Raw genomic sequence first — 17,625 nt, 5'->3', positions numbered from 1 at the left:
CGTCGCAAGGAAGCTTCTCGTCGTCCTAAACGCCGTCATCCGAGATAAAAAAGCTTTCGCATGAACACAGTTGCCATGCCGGGATTCGGAAGCGCCGCAACGGCGCAGAATTTTGCTCCGCCGCACTCCACGGTAAGGTCGCGGCATGGATCCTCGGGTCTTCGCGACGGAGCTTCGCTCCTGCTCCGCCCGTGGATGACGAAGGCGGAGGGCTTCGGTCAATCTCTCGAGGCCCTAGCGATCCTTCACTGTCTCCATCGCCACGAAAGTCGAGGTCTGGGCGACATGGGGCAGGGCCGAGATGCGCTCGCCCAGAACGCGGCGATAGGCAGCGATGTCGGTGGTGCGAACCTTCAAGAGATAGTCGAAGCTCGACGCCATCATGTGGCATTGCTCGATCTCCGGAACGGTCTGGACGGCACGGTTGAAGGCATCGAGCGCGGCCGAGCGGGTGTCGGACAATTTCACCTGGACGAAGGCGACATGGCCTTCGCCCATGCGCTCGCGGTCGATGATGGCGCGGTAGCCCCTTATGTAGCCGTCCTTCTCCAGCCGCTTCACGCGCGCCTGCACCGGCGTTTTCGACAGGCCGACCTTGCCGGCCAGTTCCGACATGGAAAGCCGGCCGTCGCGCCCCAGCGACGACAGGATGTTACGGTCGATGCGGTCCAATTGGTCTTCGGTCATGGATATGGCAGCCGAAATGATAAGTCTAAGGCCTATATGATAGTTCAAATGGACTATCTTGTCGATTTCTTTGGACCGAGCGGAATTCGCAGCTGTGCTAGCTTGCGCCATTCGGTCGGGTGGCCGCCAGACCGCCCGCTAACGCTTGCTTTCATGGACCCGACATGCCGCTCGACGCCATCCGCCAGCAGATCCGCGCCAATTATTTGCCCGACGAAGACGAGGCGGTGAAGCGCCTGTCGGTGGCTGCGGGACTGTCGGCACAAGAGCGCAAGGCGATCTCGGCCCGCGCCGCCGATCTGGTGCGCGCGGTGCGCGGCTCGACCGACCCGCGGTTGATGGAAGTTTTTCTCTCGGCCTATGGCCTGTCCACCAAGGAAGGCGTGGCGCTGATGTGCCTGGCCGAGGCGCTGCTGCGCGTGCCCGACACCGAGACGATGGACGATCTGATCGCCGACAAGATCGCGCCGCATGACTGGTCAGCGCATTCGGGCGGTTCGAGCTCGATCTTCGTCAACGCCTCGACCTGGGCCTTGATGCTGACCGGACGTGTGCTGGACGAAGGCGAGGGCGGCATCGAAGGCACGCTGCGTTCGATGGTGCGCAGGTTGGGCGAGCCAGTCATCCGCAAGGCGGTGGCCGCCGCCATGCGCGAAATGGGCGAGCAGTTCGTGCTTGGACGTACCATCGCGGAAGCCGTCAAGCGCGGCCGGCCGATGACGCAGAAAGGCTATCTCTATTCCTTCGACATGCTGGGCGAGGCGGCGCGCACCGAAGCCGATGCGCTGCGCTATCTCAAGGCCTATGCCGACGCTATTTCGTCACTCGATTCCGGCTCGAATGGTCCTGACATCCGTTTCAACCACGGCATCTCGGTCAAGCTGTCGGCGCTGCATCCGCGCTATGAAGAGGCGCAGAAGGAAAAGATGCTGCCGGTGATGGCCGAGCGGCTGTTGTCGCTGGCGCTTGCCGCCCGGCATTCGCGCATGGGCCTCAACATCGATGCCGAGGAAGCCGACCGCCTCGACCTGTCGCTGGATGTCATCGAGCGCGTGCTGGCCGATCCGGAACTTGCCGGATGGGACGGTTTTGGCGTCGTCGTCCAGGCCTATGGCCCGCGCGCGGCCTTCGCCATCGACTGGCTCTATGCGCTGGCCAAGAAATACGACCGCAGGATCATGGTTCGGCTGGTCAAGGGCGCCTATTGGGACACCGAGATCAAGCGGGCGCAGACGCTCGGGCTGACCGGCTATCCGGTTTTCACCCGTAAGGCCAACACCGACGTTTCCTACGTGGCTTGCGCCAAGAAACTGCTGTCGATGACCGACCGTATCTACCCGCAATTCGCCACCCACAACGCGCATACGGTGGCCGCCATCCTGTCGATGGCGAAGGATCGCGATTCCTTCGAGTTCCAGCGCCTGCACGGCATGGGCGAGGCGCTGCATGAGACGGTGCGGAAGGCCGAAGGCACGCGCTGCCGCATCTATGCGCCGGTCGGCGCGCATTCCGATCTGCTCGCCTATCTGGTGCGCCGCTTGCTGGAGAACGGCGCCAACTCGTCCTTCGTCCACCAGCTGACCGACGACGAGGTCGAGCCGGAGGAGATCGCGCGCGATCCGCTGGAGGCGGTCGAAAACCAGGGCCCGGCCGCCAATCCGGCGATTGCACGCCCGGCTACGATCTTCGGGACCGGCAGGCGCAATTCCAAGGGGTTCGACATCACCGACCCGGTGACATTAGCGGCCATCGATAAAGCGAGAGCCGCGTTTGCGGCGGCGGATCTTTGGCACGCCAAGCCGATCACGCGCGCCGCCGGCTACGGCAAGCAGCGCCAGATCGTCAACCCGGCCAAGCCGGATGAGGTCGTCGGCACGGTGCATGAAGCGGCCGCCAAGCAGGTGGCGACCGCGGTGCGCATCGCGGTCGAGGCGCAACCGGCCTGGGCCAGGCGTCCGGTCGCCGAACGGGCCGCCATCCTCAACCGCGCCGCCGACCTCTACGAGGCCAATGCGGTCGAGTTCTTCGCTCTGGCCACCCGCGAGGCCGGCAAGTCGCTGGCCGACGGCGTCGCCGAGGTGCGCGAATCGGTCGACTTCCTGCGCTATTACGCGACTGAAGCCGCAAATGCCGAAGGTGGCACCGAAGCGCGCGGCGCCATCGTCTGTATCTCGCCGTGGAATTTCCCGCTGGCGATCTTCACCGGCCAGATCGCTGCGGCCCTCGTCACCGGCAATTCGGTGATCGCCAAACCGGCCGAGCAGACGCCGCTGATCGCCTTCCGCGCCGTCGAGATGCTGCGCGAGGCCGGCGTGCCGGAAGATGTCATCCAACTGCTGCCGGGCGACGGCCCGTCGGTCGGCGGACCGCTCACCGCCGACCCGCGCATTGCCGGCGTCTGCTTCACCGGCTCGACCGAGGTCGCCAAGCTGATCGAAAAACAACTGGCCGAGACTGCCGCGCCCGACGCCATGCTGATCGCCGAGACCGGCGGGCTCAACGCCATGATCGTCGATTCCACGGCGCTGCCCGAACAGGCGGTGCGCGATGTTCTGGCTTCCGCTTTCCAGAGCGCTGGCCAGCGCTGTTCGGCGTTGCGTGTGCTCTATGTCCAGAAGGACGTCGAAAAGAAGATGCTGGAGATGCTGAAGGGCGCCATGGAAGCGCTCAACATCGGCAATCCTTGGGCAATCTCGACCGATGTCGGTCCGGTCATCGACGACGAGGCGCAAACCTCGATCAGCGACTATTGCAAGAAGAAGGGGCTGGAGGGTCGGCTTATCGCCAAGCTCGAAGCGCCGGCAACCGGCCGTTTCGTCGCGCCGCATGTCTTCCGCGTCAAAGGCATCGAGGAGATGGAGCGCGAGGTGTTCGGCCCGGTGCTGCATGTAGCCACCTTCGACGCCGATGAGATCGACGCGGTGATCGCCGCCATCAACCGCAAGGGCTACGGCCTAACCTTCGGCCTGCACACCCGCATCGAAGGCCGAGTCCAGCACTTCGTCGACGGCATCCATGCCGGCAACATCTACGTCAACCGCAACCAGATCGGCGCCGTCGTCGGCTCGCAGCCATTCGGCGGCGAAGGCCTGTCGGGCACCGGGCCGAAGGCCGGCGGGCCGCATTATCTGCGCCGCTTCCGCAAGGGGCCGGAAGCCGGCACTGAAGTTGGCGAAGGCCACAAGGTGACGGCGACCGAGCTGGCCGACAATCTGCCGGATCCCGCGCTCGGCGGCTGGTCGACGCGGCCGGACCGTGTCGCGATCCTGCGAAAACATCTGCGCGGCAAGGGCGCTGCGGCGATTGCTGCCGCCGCCAGTCTCGATTTCGGTCAGGTCGACCTGCCCGGACCGACCGGCGAGGCCAACACGCTGTCGCTGTCGCCGCGTGGGCGGGTGTTGTGTCTCGGCCCGGATGCCGAGACTTTGCTCGCGCAGACAATCCAGGCACTGGCCGCCGGCAACGCGGTGTTGGCCGTGGCGCCGGGTGCGCCAGCTGCTCTTTCCGCATTGACCGGCAAGGGCCTACCGCTGGCGGCCATCGACGGCCGTCCCGATCCGGTCGAGGCGCGTTCGCTGCGCGTCGATGTGGTGGCCTTCTCCGGCACGCCGGAAGCGGCGCGCATCGTGCGCAAGGTCGTCGCGGACAGGACCGGGCCGATCGTGCCGCTGGTCAGCGAGGTGCTCAACCCAGCCGCCTATGCGCATGAGCGCGCCGTCTGCGTCGACACCACGGCCGCAGGCGGCAATGCCAGCCTGCTGGCTGCCGCCTAGGGCCAGGCTTTTCACTTGTCACCGGCTTCGGGCCGGTGCAAAGGGCAAGAGCCCGAAAAACCTTGGGCCTCAATCGGGGCAAGCTACGCATGCCAAGCACGACCGCGCCATTCGAGCTTCCTCGAGTGGGTGTTGTCATTACCTGTCACAACTATCGCGCCTATATCGAGAACGCGATCCGCTCGGTATTGGCGCAGACCTATCAGAAATGGGACTGCGTCATCGTCGACGATGCCTCGACGGATGGTTCGGCCGAACATGTGCGCCAGCTTCTCGAAACGATAGGCGACCCGCGCCTGCGTCTGCTGGTGCGGCCGCAAAATGGCGGCCAGCTTGCAACGTTCCGCGACGGTTTTGCCGCTGGCGATCAGCCATTCGTGGCGTTCCTCGATGCCGATGATGTCTGGCTGCCGAATTTTCTCGTCGCGCATCTGTCGGCCCATCTGAACACGATGCACCCGGTTTCGCTATCCAGTTCCGACGTCCTTCTGGTCGATCGCGACGGGGTCGTCCTCGGCGGTACCTACGTAACGATGCGCAAGCCACGTTCGCAGATGGACCCAGACGGTGTCGCCGTGCCACCCACCAGTCGGCTCGGCGAAATTGCCCCGGGCATCGCCTGTTCCACAGAATATCCGATCACCTACTTCGGGCCCAGAACCTCTGGCTGGATATGGGCGCCGACATCCTCGATGGTTTTCCGACGCGGAGCGCTGGAACCGGTTCTGGCCTTCCCGTTCCAGTCCCGCATGAGCACCGATTATCTTACGGCGACCTGCGCGCATATGGTGGCCGGCAGCTTGCTCCTGTCGGAATGTCTGGGCCTCTACCGCCTGCACGGGGCCAACGCCTCCACCAACGGTGCCTACGCGGGTGGACATGTCCAGCAGACACCGGCGTATAAAGCCAACAACATCAACTTGGGCGCCGACGTTCTCGACTATGTCCTGGCCAATGCCGAACGCCTCGACGCAATACACGGCAAAGGCTTCGTGTCGGAGGTGATCACGCATCATGTAAGGCGATTTGGCAGGCTGCTTGACGATCCACGTATCGTGCGCTTTCTCAGCCTAAAAAGCCGTTGGCGACGGTGGCGCAAGCGTTCCGTCCGGGATCTGCGGCGTTTGTTTGGCAAAGCCTAGGGCTGCGTGCGGCGCGCCACTTCACTTGATGCAGCAGAACGAGACTTCAGGCGGCCTGCGCGACGTTTCCATCGTCAGGCGCCTTCGACAACCGAAAAGCCTTCGAACTGCGGGTGGCCGAGATAGTGCACCTTCGAGCCGCCGGCATTGCGGTGCGCGGCGCGGAAATTCTCTGACTTCGTCCAAGCGACGAAATCATCCTGGCTTGCCCAGACGGTGTGCGAGGCAAACAGCGTGTAGCCCTCGGTCTCGTTGACCGGGCCGCGCAGCAGGTGGAATTCGCGGAAGCCTTTCATTTCGGCAAGGCTGGAATCGCGGTTCTTCCAGACATCCTCGAAGGCCTCCTCCGAGCCGTTCTGGACCTTGAAGCGGTTCATGGCGATGTACATTGGGTTCCTTTCATACGGGTGCTGATGGCTGGCGCCGTGGTTCGTTGCGTTTGTTCAAAATGGGCCGATTCCGATCTCGAACTCCAAACTCGGGCTTGCAGCCTGTGGCGGCATTGGAGGGAAGGGGGCAGCCTTGCGCACGATACCGAGCGCAGCCTTGTCGAAAACCGCCGATCCTGAGCTTTCCAGAATGCGCAGCTCATCGATGTTGCCCTTCCTGCCTACGACGAAGGCGACGACCGCGTTGTTACGCGCTGCCAGCTGCAAGGAAGGCGGGAGAGTCCGATTGACGCTGCCGAGTTTTGCAAAGACGTCGCCGCGATAGCTGTCTTCGGCGGAGGTGCCTGCCTCTTTCTGTTGTTTGCCCTTGCTGGCCGCTTGCGCCAAACGGTCCTGGCCGTCGGCCGTACCGCTCCTTCCACCGGCTTCTCTGACAGGAGCAGCCGCCGGTGCCGGCCTTGCCTGTGGTATCGGTGGCTGGTCCGGAACGGCGACAGGCATTTCGACGGCTTCGTGCTTGGGCGCCGGCTGTGCCGGCGTTTCGGTGTTGGTGATCGCATTCCGGGCAGCCACGCTTTGGCGGTCGGGGCGCGGGGTTGCCGCCACCAATATGTCCGGTGTCACCACGGATTGTTTGATCAGTTCCGACGAAGACTGCGCTTGCTGCTCCGGGGCCGGCTCGGGAACAGGTGCCACGGCTTCCTGCTCAGGCCGAGAAGGTTTTGTCGGGGGCACCGGCCTGGCTGCTTTGGCGGGCTTTGGTTTGGCAGGCTGGGGGTTGGGCACCAGGGTGACATTCACCGCCTGCGGGTTCTTATCCAGCGCGCTGCCGGCGACCTTGTCGCCGGTCTGGTCGCTGCCTTGCGACTCCATGGTGTCCTGGGAATCGGACTTGCCGGCATGCGAGATCAGAAAAGCCGCCGCCACCGCGGCATGGAGCACGCAGGAGATGGCGATAGCGGCTGTCCACTTGCCGCTTCCGGCAGATGGCCGCGCCGGCGCGAGCCGCTCGGCCGGCGCTATTGCCAGGTCGCTGCCGGCGTCGGGGAGGGGACTGATTTCCTGCATGTCGCGGGCGGAAAATTGCAGCGACGCGCGCAGAATTGTCAAATCAAGATCGTCTGCCCCAAACGGTAACAGACCGTAGTCGACCAGCGGCCCTGCCACGGTCACTCCCGGGAAAGCGGGATGCAGTCCCACCTCACACCCCGAAAGCGATGCCGGTCCTGGTCGAGGTCTTCAGGCCGCGCATGCAGGTCGCCGGCTCGACGCCGTTGCCGGCGCATTCGGTGGCGCTGTTGATCAGCACGCGACTGAGCTTGCCGCAATCGGCGCCGGCGAGATCGAAGCGCGTGACCTTGGTCCTGCCGGCCGGCAGATCCTTGAAGTCGAGCACCGTGAGGCGATCGACGACGCCCGCCTCGTTGAACAGCGCGATCTCGAACGCGGCCTTGGACAGGTCGGTGCCGAGCCCGTTGTTGACGACAAAGGTCAGCCGGCAGCCTTTGTCCGAAGGTTGCGCGGCGTTGAGCTCCAGGTCCAGGCTCGGAGCCGGCGCGGACTGGGCCCACGCCGGCGCCACGCCAAGCGACACCGCCAGCGCCGAGGTCAAGAGACGAAGCGATGCCGTCAGGTTCATGTTTGTCAGCCTCCGAAGCGCATGGTTGCCGCCAGCTTCAGCGTGACGCCAGGCTCGTAAACCACGGCGGTGGTGCTTCCGTTCAGCGGGTTGGTGTATTTGACGTCGAACAGATTATCGACGCGGAAGTCGACCTTGAGATTGTCGGTAGTCTGGTAGCTGGCGAAGGCATTGACCAATGTGTAGTTCTTGGCCACCGGATTGCCCTTCGGCTTGCCGTTGTACTGAACCTCGCCGCCAACCGTCAGCTTGTCCTCGAGAAAGCGGAAGCCAAGCTGTCCCGTCACTTGGGATGATGGAGCGGTGGCGAGATCGGCCCGCACGCCTTCATAGGAGATGGTGTGGCCATTGATGATCGAGGCCGACAGCCCGGCATAGCCCCAGCCGGCGTCGTAGACGCTTTCCAGCTCGAAGCCGTTGATCTTGGCCTTGGCGAAGTTCTGGTACTGGAAGCAGATCGGGATGCCCGGGCCGAACGGGCAGCCGCTGGTCGGGTCGAACGGCGATAGCGTCACGCCATCGGTGTAATCGTCGACATTGTTGTTGAAGTAGGCGGCCTTGAGCCGCAGTGCGTCGCCGGCCTCGACGATGTCGTTCTGCTTGTAGTTGATGCCGAACTCGACGGTCTTGCCGGTTTCGGGCTTGAGGTTCGGGTTGGGCAGGAACGGGAAACTGACGCCTGCCGGATGGTTGCCGCTGATCAGCGTCTCGGTCAGCGAAGGCGACCGGTAGCCCTCGGCATAGGTGCCGTAGAACTGCAGGCCGGCGAGGCCGGCGCTTTCGAAGGGCGAGACGCCGACGGTGATGCGCGGCGACACCCGGTCGCCGGAGGTTTCGTGCGTGTCATCCTTCAGGCTGTAATTGTCGTAGCGCAGGCCGGTGACGAGCTCGAGCCATTCCCAGGTCAGCTTGTCCTGGACGTAGCCGCCGGAGACGTTGCGCTTGCCGCCGGGCGTATAGAAGCTGTCGCCACCGGCCGTGCCGCCGGTGTCTACATTGTCGCCGACCCAGTCGCCGCCATAGGTCAATTCATGGGCGATGCCGGCGGTCTCGAAGCGCGAGGTATTCCAGATGTCGATGCCCGTCGTACCGACGTCGAAGGTGGAGGTCGAACCCGGTGGAAGCGCGACGGGCAGGCCGGTCACGGGATCGAAGCGGTTCTGCGGGACAAGCGTCGTCAGGCCGAGCTCGGTTCTGTTGTAGGAGGCGTTGATGTGGAGGTCGAGCCAGCTCTTGGCTTCGTCGGCGATGTTGTAGCGGGCGGTGAACGTGTTCGACTTCAAGTCCGCGTCGTTCGCCGGCACGCCGCCGCTGGTTTCGGTCCAGCCGTCTTTCGAACCGACCCAGCCAAGCTTCAGGTCGCTGTTTTCGCTCGGGCGGATCGTGGTCTTGAGCAGGCCGCTCAGCACGTCGAAACCGGTGCCGGCAACCGTGTCGCCATTGCCGTTTTTGTAGTTGTCGTAGTCGCGATAGACGATGTTGCCGAGAACGTCCCAATTGTCGTTGATCTTGTAGGCGCCGGTGGCGCTGGTGGTCCAGCCCTTGCCATTGCTCTCATAGCGCCCGGTCAGCGAGCCGGCCCATGTCTCGCCCGGCTTGAGGAAGTCCTCGGCGTCCTTGGTGTCGAAGAAGACGACGCCGCCAATGGCGCCGGAGCCATAGGTGTTGGCGACCGGGCCGCGGATCACGTCGACGGACTTGATCAGTTCGGGATCGACATAGAAGGTCGACTGCGTGCCGTGGTCCGAGCGCTGGAAGTCCTGCCTGGCACCGTCGACGATGACGGCGACGCGGCCGAAATCCTGCAGGCCTCGGATGTTGATGCTGGAGCTGACGCGGCGGGCGTCGGCCTGCACCGTGACACCTGGAACACCCAGCAGCATCTCGTTCGGCGTCGTCGCCATGCGCCGATCGAGCTGTTCCTGCCCGACATGGCTGGCTGAGGCCAGCGACTGGATCGCGCTTTCGCCGGTGCGGCTGATGATGAGAATCTTGTCGAGCAGGGTGACGTTGCCGGAAGGCTTCTCGTCGGTTTTCTTTTTCTGACCAGCATGCTGGCTGTTTGCCGGCTGCGCAGCCTGCTGTGCTTTTGCCGCTGGCGCGCCAAGAGCGACTGCCGCCGAACCGGCCATCAAGACGGCCATTGCCTTTGCCAACGATCGGAAGCCCGGGCCTACGCTATCGTCGCCCGTCCGTCCCCAAGTCACCAACCCCATGCCCCAACTCCAATTTCCAGGCTCGCAGCTGGCTGGCCGGGGGCTCGCTCGCATTTTTGATCGTGTCCGGCGTCTTAAATGTTGACTCATTTAGTCCGGTAATGCACTGACTAGTAAACATGATCATTCTAGTCAAGAAATGAATCGGCATTTACGTGAGGTCCGGCCACATGGCCGGCATAGGAAAGGGACCGACCCGATGAACACGCACAATCCCAACGATTTCCGCTATCGCGTTCGCCGTCCGGAAGACACGCAACTGCGTTACGAACGGGTGCCGCTGGCAGTGCGTACGCTCTCCAGCAACACGCTGTTCCAGGGCGAGCATGAGATCGGCATCGAGCATCACGGCGCCCTCTACCGCCTGAAGATCACCCGCCAGGGCAAACTGATCCTCAACAAGTGAGAGTCAGCAGGCGCTAGACGAGCAGACATCAGGCATTACAGGTGAGCGATATGGATGAGCGCGTGAGGCTGTCGCCGGAGGACATCCGGCGAGCGCGGGAAGACAATCCGCAAATGCGGGAGCGCGATCTCTCGGTGGAATTGGGCATTTCCGAAGCGGAGCTGGTCGCGGCGCATTGCGGCTTTGGCGTGGTGCGCGTCGAGCCGCGCGTCAACGACCTTTTGACCGGCCTCGAAGCAGTCGGCGAGGTGATGGCGCTGACACGCAACGAAAGCGCCGTGCATGAAAAGATCGGCGTCTACGACAAGGTCGTCACCGGCAACCACAACGCCATGGTTTTAGGCGAAAACATCGACCTGCGCATCTTCCCGAAGGTCTGGGCGCATGGCTTTGCCGTCGAGAAGCGCGACGGCGGCGAGATCCGCCGCAGCCTGCAGTTCTTCGATGCCGCGGGCGAGGCTGTGCACAAGGTGCATCTGCGGCCGGCGTCCAATCTCTATGCCTATCAGAAGCTGGTCGCGAGCCTCGAATCGTCGAACCAGGAACCGACCGTCGCGGTCTTCCCAAGTGCGGCCGATGGAGAGGGCGAAGGCCAGGGTTCGATTGCCTCGATCGACGATTTGCGCGACCGCTGGAGCCGCATGACCGACGTGCATCAGTTCTTCGGCATGCTGAAGACGCTGAAGCTCAGCCACCGCGAAGCAGTGCGCATGGTCGGCCAGGACTACGCCTGGCCGCTCGACAACGACGCCGTCGGCGCCATGTTCCGCCACGCTGCCGAAGGCGAGATGCCGATCATGTGCTTCGTGGGAAATCGCGGCTGCATCCAGATCCATTCCGGCCCGATCAAGGCGGTCAAGCCGATGGGGCCGTGGATCAACGTGCTCGACGAGACCTTCCACCTTCATCTCAGAACCGATCACATCCACGAGGTCTGGGCGGTGCGCAAACCGACCAAGGACGGCCATGTCACCTCGCTCGAGGTCTATGACGCCGATGGCGGCATGATCATCCAGTTCTTCGGAAAGCGCCACGAAGGCGAGAGCGAGCGCGAGGACTGGCGTTTTCTCGCCGAGAACCTGCCAAGCCCGACCGCTGCATAAGGTAAGACCCAATGCGTGTCCTATTCGACTTTCGCCCGGCGCTTGCGCCGTTGTTCGGCGTTCTCTTCGCTTTCACCGCGTTGCCCGCCGGCGCCAATGAAGGAACGGCCGTCTTTGCCGACACCTCGCGGATCGCTTCGATCGGCGGCTCGATCACCGAGGTCGTCTATGCGCTGGGGCAGGAGGGCCATCTCGTCGCCCGGGATTCGACCAGCACCTATCCGCAAGCCGCGCTGAAGCTGCCCGATGTCGGCTATATGCGCGCGCTGTCGCCGGAAGGCGTGCTGTCGGTCAATCCGTCTGGAATCCTCGCGTTGCATGGCAGCGGCCCGCGCGAAGCGATCGATGTGCTGAAGAAATCGAGCGTGCCCTTCATCGAAGTGCCCGAGCATTACAGCCATGAAGGCATCCTCGAAAAGATCCGCGTCGTCGGCAAGGCGCTTGACGTCGCCGCCAAGGCCGAGAAGCTCGCGACCGAGATGGATGCGAAGCTGACCGCGGTGGAAAAGCAGACGGCCTCGATCAAGGAGCGCAAGCGCATCCTGTTCGTGCTGTCGACGCAGGGCGGCAAGATCCTTGCCGCCGGCAGCGACAGCGCCGCCGACGGCATCATCAAGCTCGCCGGCGCGGTCAACGCGGTCGAGGGCTTCTCCGGCTACAAGTCGATGACGGACGAGGCGATCGCCACCGCCAGACCGGACGTCCTCCTGACCATGAAGAACGCCGGCCCGCCGATCTCCGAGGACGAGCTGTTCGCCAACCCGGCGATCGCCTCGACAGCGGCGGGCGCCGCCCGCAAGGTGATCACCATGGACGGCGGCTATCTGCTCGGCTTCGGCCCGCGTACCGCTGAAGCGGTCCACGATCTCGCCGTCTCGTTGTACGGCAACCAGGTTACGGACTGAGCGGCGATGGCCGAACAGTCTGTTGTTGGTGCCGCGGGCCGTGTGATGGCAGCCGATGGCGACCGCTCGACACGAGCAAGGTTTGTCATCCTGCTTCTATGCCTGGCGTTGGCGCTGTCCGTTTTGCTGTCGCTGACGTCGGGCGCTTCCGATGCCTCGGCCGTGCGCGTCATCCGCGACTGGTTCACCGGCGCCATGCCGGCGGATGCCGCACTTGCAGCGCGCGACCGGCTGATCGTCTATGACATCCGCATGCCGCGCGTCCTGCTCGGCGTGCTGATCGGCGCCGCGCTCGCTGTTTGCGGCGCGGTCATGCAGGGGCTGTTCCGTAATCCGCTTGCCGATCCCGGCCTGATCGGCGTTTCCGCCGGCTCGAGCCTAGGCGCGGTGGCGATCATCGTGCTCGGCACGACCTGGCTTGCGCCGGTCACGCTTGTGCTGGGCACGCTTGCGCTGCCGTTGGCCGCCTTCATTGGTGGTCTTGCGGTGACCTTCCTGCTCTATGCCATTGCGACACGGCAGGGCCAGACATCGGTCGCCACCATGCTGCTTGCCGGCATCGCCATCAGCGCTTTGGCCATGGCGCTGACCGGCGTCCTCATCTTCATGGCCGACGACCGGCAGTTGCGCGACCTGACGTTCTGGCAGCTCGGCTCGCTGGCCGGCGCGACATGGCCGAAGATCGCCACCGTCGGCCCGGTGATCGTGCTGGCATTGTCGGCGATGCCGTTCCTGTCGCGCGGCCTCAACGCGCTGGCGCTCGGCGAGGCGACCGCCGCCCATCTCGGCATTCCAGTGCAGCGGCTGAAATACACGGCCATCGTCGGCGTGTCGGCGGCGGTCGGCGCATCGGTCGCCGTCAGCGGCGGCATCGGCTTCATCGGCATCGTCGTGCCGCATGTCCTGCGGCTGGCAATCGGCCCGGACAATCGCTATTTGCTGCCGGCATCGGCCTTGCTCGGCGCCTCGATGCTGCTCCTCGCCGACGCCGTCGCCCGTACCATCGTAGCGCCGGCCGAGCTGCCGATCGGCATCGTCACCGCTGTCGCCGGCGCGCCGTTTTTCCTGTGGATCCTGCTGCGCAAGCGCGGCGTCGTCGATTTGTGAGGTGCCGATGATCGAAGCACGCGACATCTCGGTGGCGCTCGGCGGCAAGCGGATCGTGTCGCATGTCGATTTCGCCGCGCGTCCCGGTGAGGTCTCGGCCATTGTCGGGCCGAACGGCTCCGGCAAGACGACCTTGCTCAAGGCGCTGACCGGCGAGCTTTCCTATACCGGTACCGTGACGCTCAACGGCCGCGATCTGTCGGCCATGAAGCCGGTGGAGGCCGCGACGCTGCGCGCGGTGCTGCCGCAATCGACGATACTGTCCTTTCCGTTCACCGTGCGCGAGATCGTGCGGCTCGGGCTGATCGGCGGACGCGCCGGCGTGCTGCCCGGCGAGGATCAGCGCCTGCCGGAGCGGGCGCTGGCGCGGGTCGATCTCGACGGCTTTGCCGGCCGCTTCTACCAGGAACTGTCAGGCGGCGAGCAGCAGCGCGTGCAGCTTGCCCGCGTGCTTTGCCAGGTGTGGGCGCCGGTGCTGGAGGGGAGGCCGCGCTATCTTTTCCTCGACGAGCCGGTGTCCAGCCTCGACGTCAAGCACCAGCTGATCATCATGAACATCGCCCGCGACTTTGCCCGGCGCGGCGGCGGCGTGGTGGCGATCCTGCACGACCTCAATCTGACGGCCATGTATGCCGACCGGATTTTTGTGCTGCGTAACGGCGAGCTTGCCGCTGACGGCTCCCCGGCGGACGTACTGAATGACGAGCTGATCGAAAAGGTGTTCGACTGCCGGCTTAAGGTCGGCGCGCTGCCGTCAGGAAATGTGCCGTTCGTACTGCCGCAATCGGCCGCGTAGGCTTGGCGGCGAGCACGGTTTCCCGCCTTCGTCATCCACGGGCGAAGCGGACGCGGAGACCCGAGGATCCATGCCGTGACATCGGCCGAAGAATGCAGCGATCCAGAACGAGCGCTGGCGCCGACGCGGCTGGTTCTGGCTCGCCGCGGCGCTCGAACGTCACGGAATGGATTCTAGGGTCTGCGCTGCGTCGCTGCGCTCCTTGCTCCGCCCTAGAATGATGAAATCGAGGGTGGCGACGCACCCTGGGAACCCGGGAAGTTATGGGCGACGGCGTTCTCGAGAATCAAGCGCCGGGGCTCGATCAAGCCGCCGGGGCGCGCTGTTCCAGGAGGTCGATGCCGAGCAGGTGGCGCACGTTCGGGCGCGCCGCGACGAGATCGGCGATCGTGTAGCGGGACAGCACGGCGAAGAAGGCGTTGAGCGCCTCGCGCAGCGCCGAATTCAAGGCGCAGCTGTCGACCAGCGGGCATTCGGCGGCGTCGTTCTCGAAGCATTCGGCCATGGCGAAGCTCTCTTCGGTCACACGCACGACATCGAACAGATTGATCTGTTCGGCCGGGCGTCCAAGCCGCACGCCGCCGTTGCGGCCGCGCACCGTCTCGACCAGGCGGGCCTCGACCAGCGGCTGCAGGATCTTGAACAGGAACAGTTCCGACACCGAATAGGCGGCGGCGATCTCGGGGATGCGGCTCAGCCGTTCGGTGTTGGCGGCGCAATACATCAGAATGCGCATCGCATAGTTGGTCTGGCGCGTCAGCCGCATGGTATCCTCGCGAAACATTAGCTTGCGGCGAATATGGCCTATAGTTTGGAATAATTCCAGACTACAGCCGCGTAATGCTGAATTTACGCGTCAACTTTTTTCGCCCCAGATATCGGGAAGGCCGGAAACAGCGCCGCTGCCAGCAAATGTGCATTTCGGCAAGGCAGCCCCTAGATAGTCTCGCAAGACAAAGAGGAGCGGCCTGTCCATGTCCCAATCCGCCACGGCCCTGACGCCGGTGCGATTCGATACCGATGCGCAGGCAAAGCTATCGGCGCTGCGGCGCGTCAAATTCATCGCGGGCGCAGCACTCGCTCTTTGCGTTGCCGTGTTTGCGGCGGCAAAGTCCTTCCAGGGCGCCCATCCGTGGCTCGGCTTTGTCGCCGCCTTTGCCGAGGCGGCAACCATCGGCGGTCTGGCCGACTGGTATGCGGTGGTGGCGCTGTTCAGGCGGCCGCTCGGTCTGCCTATACCGCATACCGCCATCATTCCGGAAAACCAGCACCGCATCGCCGACAATCTCGGCCGTTTCATCGAAGCCAACTTCCTGGCCCCGGAGCCGGTCCGCGAAAAGCTCGCCGAGGTCGACTTCGCCGCTCTCGTCGCCGACTGGCTGGGCGACGCCGAACGCGCCGCCGGCCTGTCGCGATTCGTCGCCCGGCTGGTGCCGCAGACGCTGACGGCGGTGGAGCAATCCGGCTTGCGCGATTTCGTAACCAGCCGCATGCTGGAGCAGATCGAGAAGGTGCCGCTGGCGCCGCTCGCGGCCGACCTTCTGTCGGCGCTGACCGACGACCGCCGCCACCAGAAGCTGTTCGATGAATTCACCCGTGTCGTCGGGCGTTTCCTGAACGACGAACAGGCGCTCGAGACGATGCGCGAAAAGATCCGCGAGGAATTGCCCTCGCTGTTCAACCTGTTTCGCGCCGACGCCTATCTGTTGAAGAAGATCGTCGCCTCGGCCGGATCGTTGCTGGAGGAGGTGCGGGCCGATCCGGACCATCCGATGCGCGCCGAATTCGACCGCTTTGCGCTCTCCTTCATCGAAAAACTCAGGAATTCCAAGCAATATGCCAGGCGCGCCGAAAAGCTGAAGCGCGATTTCCTGGCTCGACCCGAGGTGAGGGCGCTGGCCGGCGATGCGTGGGCAAGCCTGCGGCTGTTCATCGAACAGGACGTCAATGCGCCCAAGTCGGTGATCCGCGAGCATCTCGCCAATATGTTCGTCGAAGTCGGCCGGCATCTGGCCGACGACGCCCAGATCAGGGCCGACATGAACCAGGGTTTCGTCGTCGCGCTGGCTTCCTTCGTCGAAAGCCAGAAAAGCGGCGTGTCGACATTCATCGCCGACCAGGTCAAGCGCTGGGATCTGGGTCAACTGACGCGGCTGATCGAGATCAACATCGGCAAGGACCTGCAATATATCCGCTTCAACGGCATGATCATCGGTGGGCTCGCGGGCCTGGCGCTTTATACGGCCGAGCGGCTGTTTCTCGTCAATTGACGTGGATCGACCGTGCACTATTCTCCATCAAGGGCGCCGCATGGCGGCTTAAAGGGAGGCACAGCATGGCAAAACAACCGGATTCCGACTCTTTTCTGGACATGTTCAGCAGGTTCGGCCGCGACCTCAAGCTGCCGAATGTCGACGTTCAGGCGATCCTCGACCATCATCGCAAGAACCTCGAGGCGCTCGAAAAATCGGCCAGGGCAAGTGCGGCCGGCGCGTCCTCGGTGCTGGCGCGGCAGCATGAGATGGTGCAGGACGCCATGCACGAGATCACCCGGATGGCGCAGAACTACCAGGCGCCCGGCAACCCACAGGATGTGATGGGCAAGCAGGCGGAATTTGCGCGCAGATCGTTCGAGACGACCCTGAAGAATGCCAGCGAAGTGGCTGACCTGGTGCGCAAATCCAGCACCGAATCGATCGAGATCCTGCGCGACCGGATCAGGGACGCGATGGCGGAAGTCCGCGCCGGCTACGGGAAGAAATAGCATACCCGGCGTTCCCGGCTCCAAATCGATGTCGAGGCCGACATGCAACCGACCTCAAGCGCCGCGCGTTCTCGGCTTGCCCTAAAAGCATCAACTCTACCGGCGAAAATTGCGGCCGCGAATTGACAGAACCCGGCGCTTCATGATCGGGGATGCAGGCAGGAGTGATGGGAAAGCAGGAATGACGGAAAAACGGCCGAAAACGCCGCCGACCTTCGAACAGTTGCGGGCGATGGCCGGGCACGAGCTCGGCGTCTCCGACTGGACGATTGTCGACCAGCGGCGCATCGACCAGTTCGCCGAATGCACGGGCGATCATCAGTGGATCCATGTCGATACCGAGCGGGCAAGGCGGCAGAGCCCGTTCCGCACTACGATCGCGCATGGCTATCTGACGCTGTCGATCATCGGCGCGCTGGCGCTCGAAATGGGCATCGTGCCGGAAAACACCCAGGCCGCCTTCAACTACGGCTTCGACAAGGTGCGCTTCCTGGCGCCGGTGAGGGCGGGCGCGCGCATTAGGCTGCGCACGACGCTGCTTTCCATGGAGGATCGCGGACCCGGCCAGTATTTGATGCGGGCGGAGAACACCGTCGAGATCGAGGGCGAGCAGAAGCCCGCGCTGACCGCCGAGACGCTGGTGATGTTGTACGAGCGCCGCAAGCGGGCAACCTCATAAGGTCTGCCGATATTCAGGC

General features: G+C 64.0%; 16 protein-coding genes. 10 read left to right on the top strand and 6 right to left on the bottom strand.

Going from position 1 to position 17,625, the window contains the following annotated elements:
* Positions 1-234: 234 nt before the first annotated feature.
* On the bottom strand, positions 235-687 hold the full coding sequence (locus AB6802_RS25355; protein WP_371012929.1) for an Lrp/AsnC ligand binding domain-containing protein: 453 nt from the start codon (positions 685-687) through the stop codon (positions 235-237).
* Positions 688-851: 164 nt separating this feature from the next.
* Here AB6802_RS25355 and putA point away from each other — a divergent pair, with 164 nt between their 5' ends.
* Both putA and AB6802_RS25345 read left to right on the top strand, forming a co-directional pair.
* Positions 852-4,460 carry a bifunctional proline dehydrogenase/L-glutamate gamma-semialdehyde dehydrogenase PutA gene (putA, locus tag AB6802_RS25350; RefSeq protein WP_371012928.1) on the top strand — a complete coding sequence of 1,203 codons (3,609 nt, stop codon included), beginning with the start codon at positions 852-854 and terminating at the stop codon, positions 4,458-4,460.
* An 89-nt stretch (positions 4,461-4,549) separates the two neighbouring features.
* Positions 4,550-5,602 (top strand): glycosyltransferase, encoded by a 1,053-nt coding sequence (locus AB6802_RS25345; protein ID WP_371012927.1) that lies wholly within the window; start codon positions 4,550-4,552, stop codon positions 5,600-5,602.
* A gap of 74 nt (positions 5,603-5,676) precedes the next feature.
* Here the strand turns inward: AB6802_RS25345 and AB6802_RS25340 are convergent, their stop codons facing one another.
* The 4 genes from AB6802_RS25340 to AB6802_RS25325 are packed head-to-tail and all read right to left on the bottom strand — an operon-like array spanning position 5,677 to position 9,846.
* Positions 5,677-5,991 carry an antibiotic biosynthesis monooxygenase gene (locus AB6802_RS25340; protein WP_371012926.1) on the bottom strand — a complete coding sequence of 105 codons (315 nt, stop codon included), beginning with the start codon at positions 5,989-5,991 and terminating at the stop codon, positions 5,677-5,679.
* Positions 5,992-6,045: 54 nt separating this feature from the next.
* Entirely contained in the window at positions 6,046-7,158 is a 1,113-nt protein-coding gene (locus tag AB6802_RS25335) for an energy transducer TonB (protein ID WP_371012925.1), read from the bottom strand.
* 34 nt (positions 7,159-7,192) lie between these two features.
* A complete protein-coding gene (locus AB6802_RS25330; RefSeq protein WP_371012924.1) occupies positions 7,193-7,630 on the bottom strand; it encodes a hypothetical protein in 438 nt (145 codons plus the stop codon).
* Between the two features lie 5 nt (positions 7,631-7,635).
* Positions 7,636-9,846, bottom strand: coding sequence for a TonB-dependent hemoglobin/transferrin/lactoferrin family receptor (locus AB6802_RS25325; RefSeq protein ID WP_371012923.1), 2,211 nt, complete (start codon positions 9,844-9,846; stop codon positions 7,636-7,638).
* A 199-nt stretch (positions 9,847-10,045) separates the two neighbouring features.
* Here AB6802_RS25325 and hemP point away from each other — a divergent pair, with 199 nt between their 5' ends.
* From hemP to AB6802_RS25300, 5 genes are read left to right on the top strand one after another with little or no spacing between them, the layout of a single operon-like run.
* Positions 10,046-10,252 (top strand): hemin uptake protein HemP, encoded by a 207-nt coding sequence (gene hemP / locus AB6802_RS25320; RefSeq protein WP_371012922.1) that lies wholly within the window; start codon positions 10,046-10,048, stop codon positions 10,250-10,252.
* A 50-nt stretch (positions 10,253-10,302) separates the two neighbouring features.
* The gene (locus AB6802_RS25315) at positions 10,303-11,355 is read left to right on the top strand and encodes a hemin-degrading factor (RefSeq protein WP_371012921.1); all 1,053 of its coding nucleotides are present in this window, start codon (positions 10,303-10,305) and stop codon (positions 11,353-11,355) included.
* Between the two features lie 11 nt (positions 11,356-11,366).
* Positions 11,367-12,260, top strand: a complete 894-nt coding sequence (locus AB6802_RS25310) for a hemin ABC transporter substrate-binding protein (RefSeq protein WP_371012920.1) — start codon at positions 11,367-11,369, stop codon at positions 12,258-12,260.
* A gap of 6 nt (positions 12,261-12,266) precedes the next feature.
* Entirely contained in the window at positions 12,267-13,367 is a 1,101-nt protein-coding gene (locus tag AB6802_RS25305; RefSeq protein ID WP_371012919.1) for a FecCD family ABC transporter permease, read from the top strand.
* Between the two features lie 7 nt (positions 13,368-13,374).
* Complete coding sequence (locus tag AB6802_RS25300; protein WP_371012918.1) at positions 13,375-14,163, top strand: heme ABC transporter ATP-binding protein; 789 nt, start codon at positions 13,375-13,377, stop codon at positions 14,161-14,163.
* Between the two features lie 304 nt (positions 14,164-14,467).
* Here the strand turns inward: AB6802_RS25300 and rirA are convergent, their stop codons facing one another.
* Positions 14,468-14,929 carry an iron-responsive transcriptional regulator RirA gene (gene rirA / locus AB6802_RS25295; RefSeq protein ID WP_371012917.1) on the bottom strand — a complete coding sequence of 154 codons (462 nt, stop codon included), beginning with the start codon at positions 14,927-14,929 and terminating at the stop codon, positions 14,468-14,470.
* Between the two features lie 208 nt (positions 14,930-15,137).
* Here rirA and AB6802_RS25290 point away from each other — a divergent pair, with 208 nt between their 5' ends.
* The 3 genes from AB6802_RS25290 to AB6802_RS25280 all read left to right on the top strand — a co-directional run bounded on the left by AB6802_RS25290 (position 15,138) and on the right by AB6802_RS25280 (position 17,606).
* Positions 15,138-16,433 (top strand): DUF445 domain-containing protein, encoded by a 1,296-nt coding sequence (locus AB6802_RS25290; protein WP_371012916.1) that lies wholly within the window; start codon positions 15,138-15,140, stop codon positions 16,431-16,433.
* A 65-nt stretch (positions 16,434-16,498) separates the two neighbouring features.
* Complete coding sequence (locus AB6802_RS25285; RefSeq protein WP_371012915.1) at positions 16,499-16,927, top strand: phasin family protein; 429 nt, start codon at positions 16,499-16,501, stop codon at positions 16,925-16,927.
* A gap of 181 nt (positions 16,928-17,108) precedes the next feature.
* A complete protein-coding gene (locus AB6802_RS25280) occupies positions 17,109-17,606 on the top strand; it encodes a MaoC family dehydratase (RefSeq protein WP_371012914.1) in 498 nt (165 codons plus the stop codon).
* Positions 17,607-17,625 lie beyond the last annotated feature (19 nt).

Source organism: Mesorhizobium sp. RCC_202 (assembly GCF_041355295.1).
Lineage (GTDB): Bacteria > Pseudomonadota > Alphaproteobacteria > Rhizobiales > Rhizobiaceae > Mesorhizobium.
Note: the sequence above shows the minus strand (reverse complement) of the source record. Positions and strands in the feature narration are given on the sequence as shown.

Bases quoted from the DNA above. Each gene is read 5' to 3' on its own strand.
- AB6802_RS25355 (WP_371012929.1), bottom strand. From the start codon at position 687: ATGACCGAAGACCAATTGGACCGCATCGACCGTAACATCCTGTCGTCG.
- putA (WP_371012928.1), top strand. From the start codon at position 852: ATGCCGCTCGACGCCATCCGCCAGCAGATCCGCGCCAATTATTTGCCC.
- AB6802_RS25345 (WP_371012927.1), top strand. From the start codon at position 4,550: ATGCCAAGCACGACCGCGCCATTCGAGCTTCCTCGAGTGGGTGTTGTC.
- AB6802_RS25340 (WP_371012926.1), bottom strand. From the start codon at position 5,991: ATGTACATCGCCATGAACCGCTTCAAGGTCCAGAACGGCTCGGAGGAG.
- AB6802_RS25330 (WP_371012924.1), bottom strand. From the start codon at position 7,630: ATGAACCTGACGGCATCGCTTCGTCTCTTGACCTCGGCGCTGGCGGTG.
- AB6802_RS25325 (WP_371012923.1), bottom strand. From the start codon at position 9,846: ATGGGGTTGGTGACTTGGGGACGGACGGGCGACGATAGCGTAGGCCCG.
- hemP (WP_371012922.1), top strand. From the start codon at position 10,046: ATGAACACGCACAATCCCAACGATTTCCGCTATCGCGTTCGCCGTCCG.
- AB6802_RS25315 (WP_371012921.1), top strand. From the start codon at position 10,303: ATGGATGAGCGCGTGAGGCTGTCGCCGGAGGACATCCGGCGAGCGCGG.
- AB6802_RS25310 (WP_371012920.1), top strand. From the start codon at position 11,367: ATGCGTGTCCTATTCGACTTTCGCCCGGCGCTTGCGCCGTTGTTCGGC.
- AB6802_RS25305 (WP_371012919.1), top strand. From the start codon at position 12,267: ATGGCCGAACAGTCTGTTGTTGGTGCCGCGGGCCGTGTGATGGCAGCC.
- AB6802_RS25300 (WP_371012918.1), top strand. From the start codon at position 13,375: ATGATCGAAGCACGCGACATCTCGGTGGCGCTCGGCGGCAAGCGGATC.
- rirA (WP_371012917.1), bottom strand. From the start codon at position 14,929: ATGCGGCTGACGCGCCAGACCAACTATGCGATGCGCATTCTGATGTAT.
- AB6802_RS25290 (WP_371012916.1), top strand. From the start codon at position 15,138: ATGTCCCAATCCGCCACGGCCCTGACGCCGGTGCGATTCGATACCGAT.
- AB6802_RS25285 (WP_371012915.1), top strand. From the start codon at position 16,499: ATGGCAAAACAACCGGATTCCGACTCTTTTCTGGACATGTTCAGCAGG.
- AB6802_RS25280 (WP_371012914.1), top strand. From the start codon at position 17,109: ATGACGGAAAAACGGCCGAAAACGCCGCCGACCTTCGAACAGTTGCGG.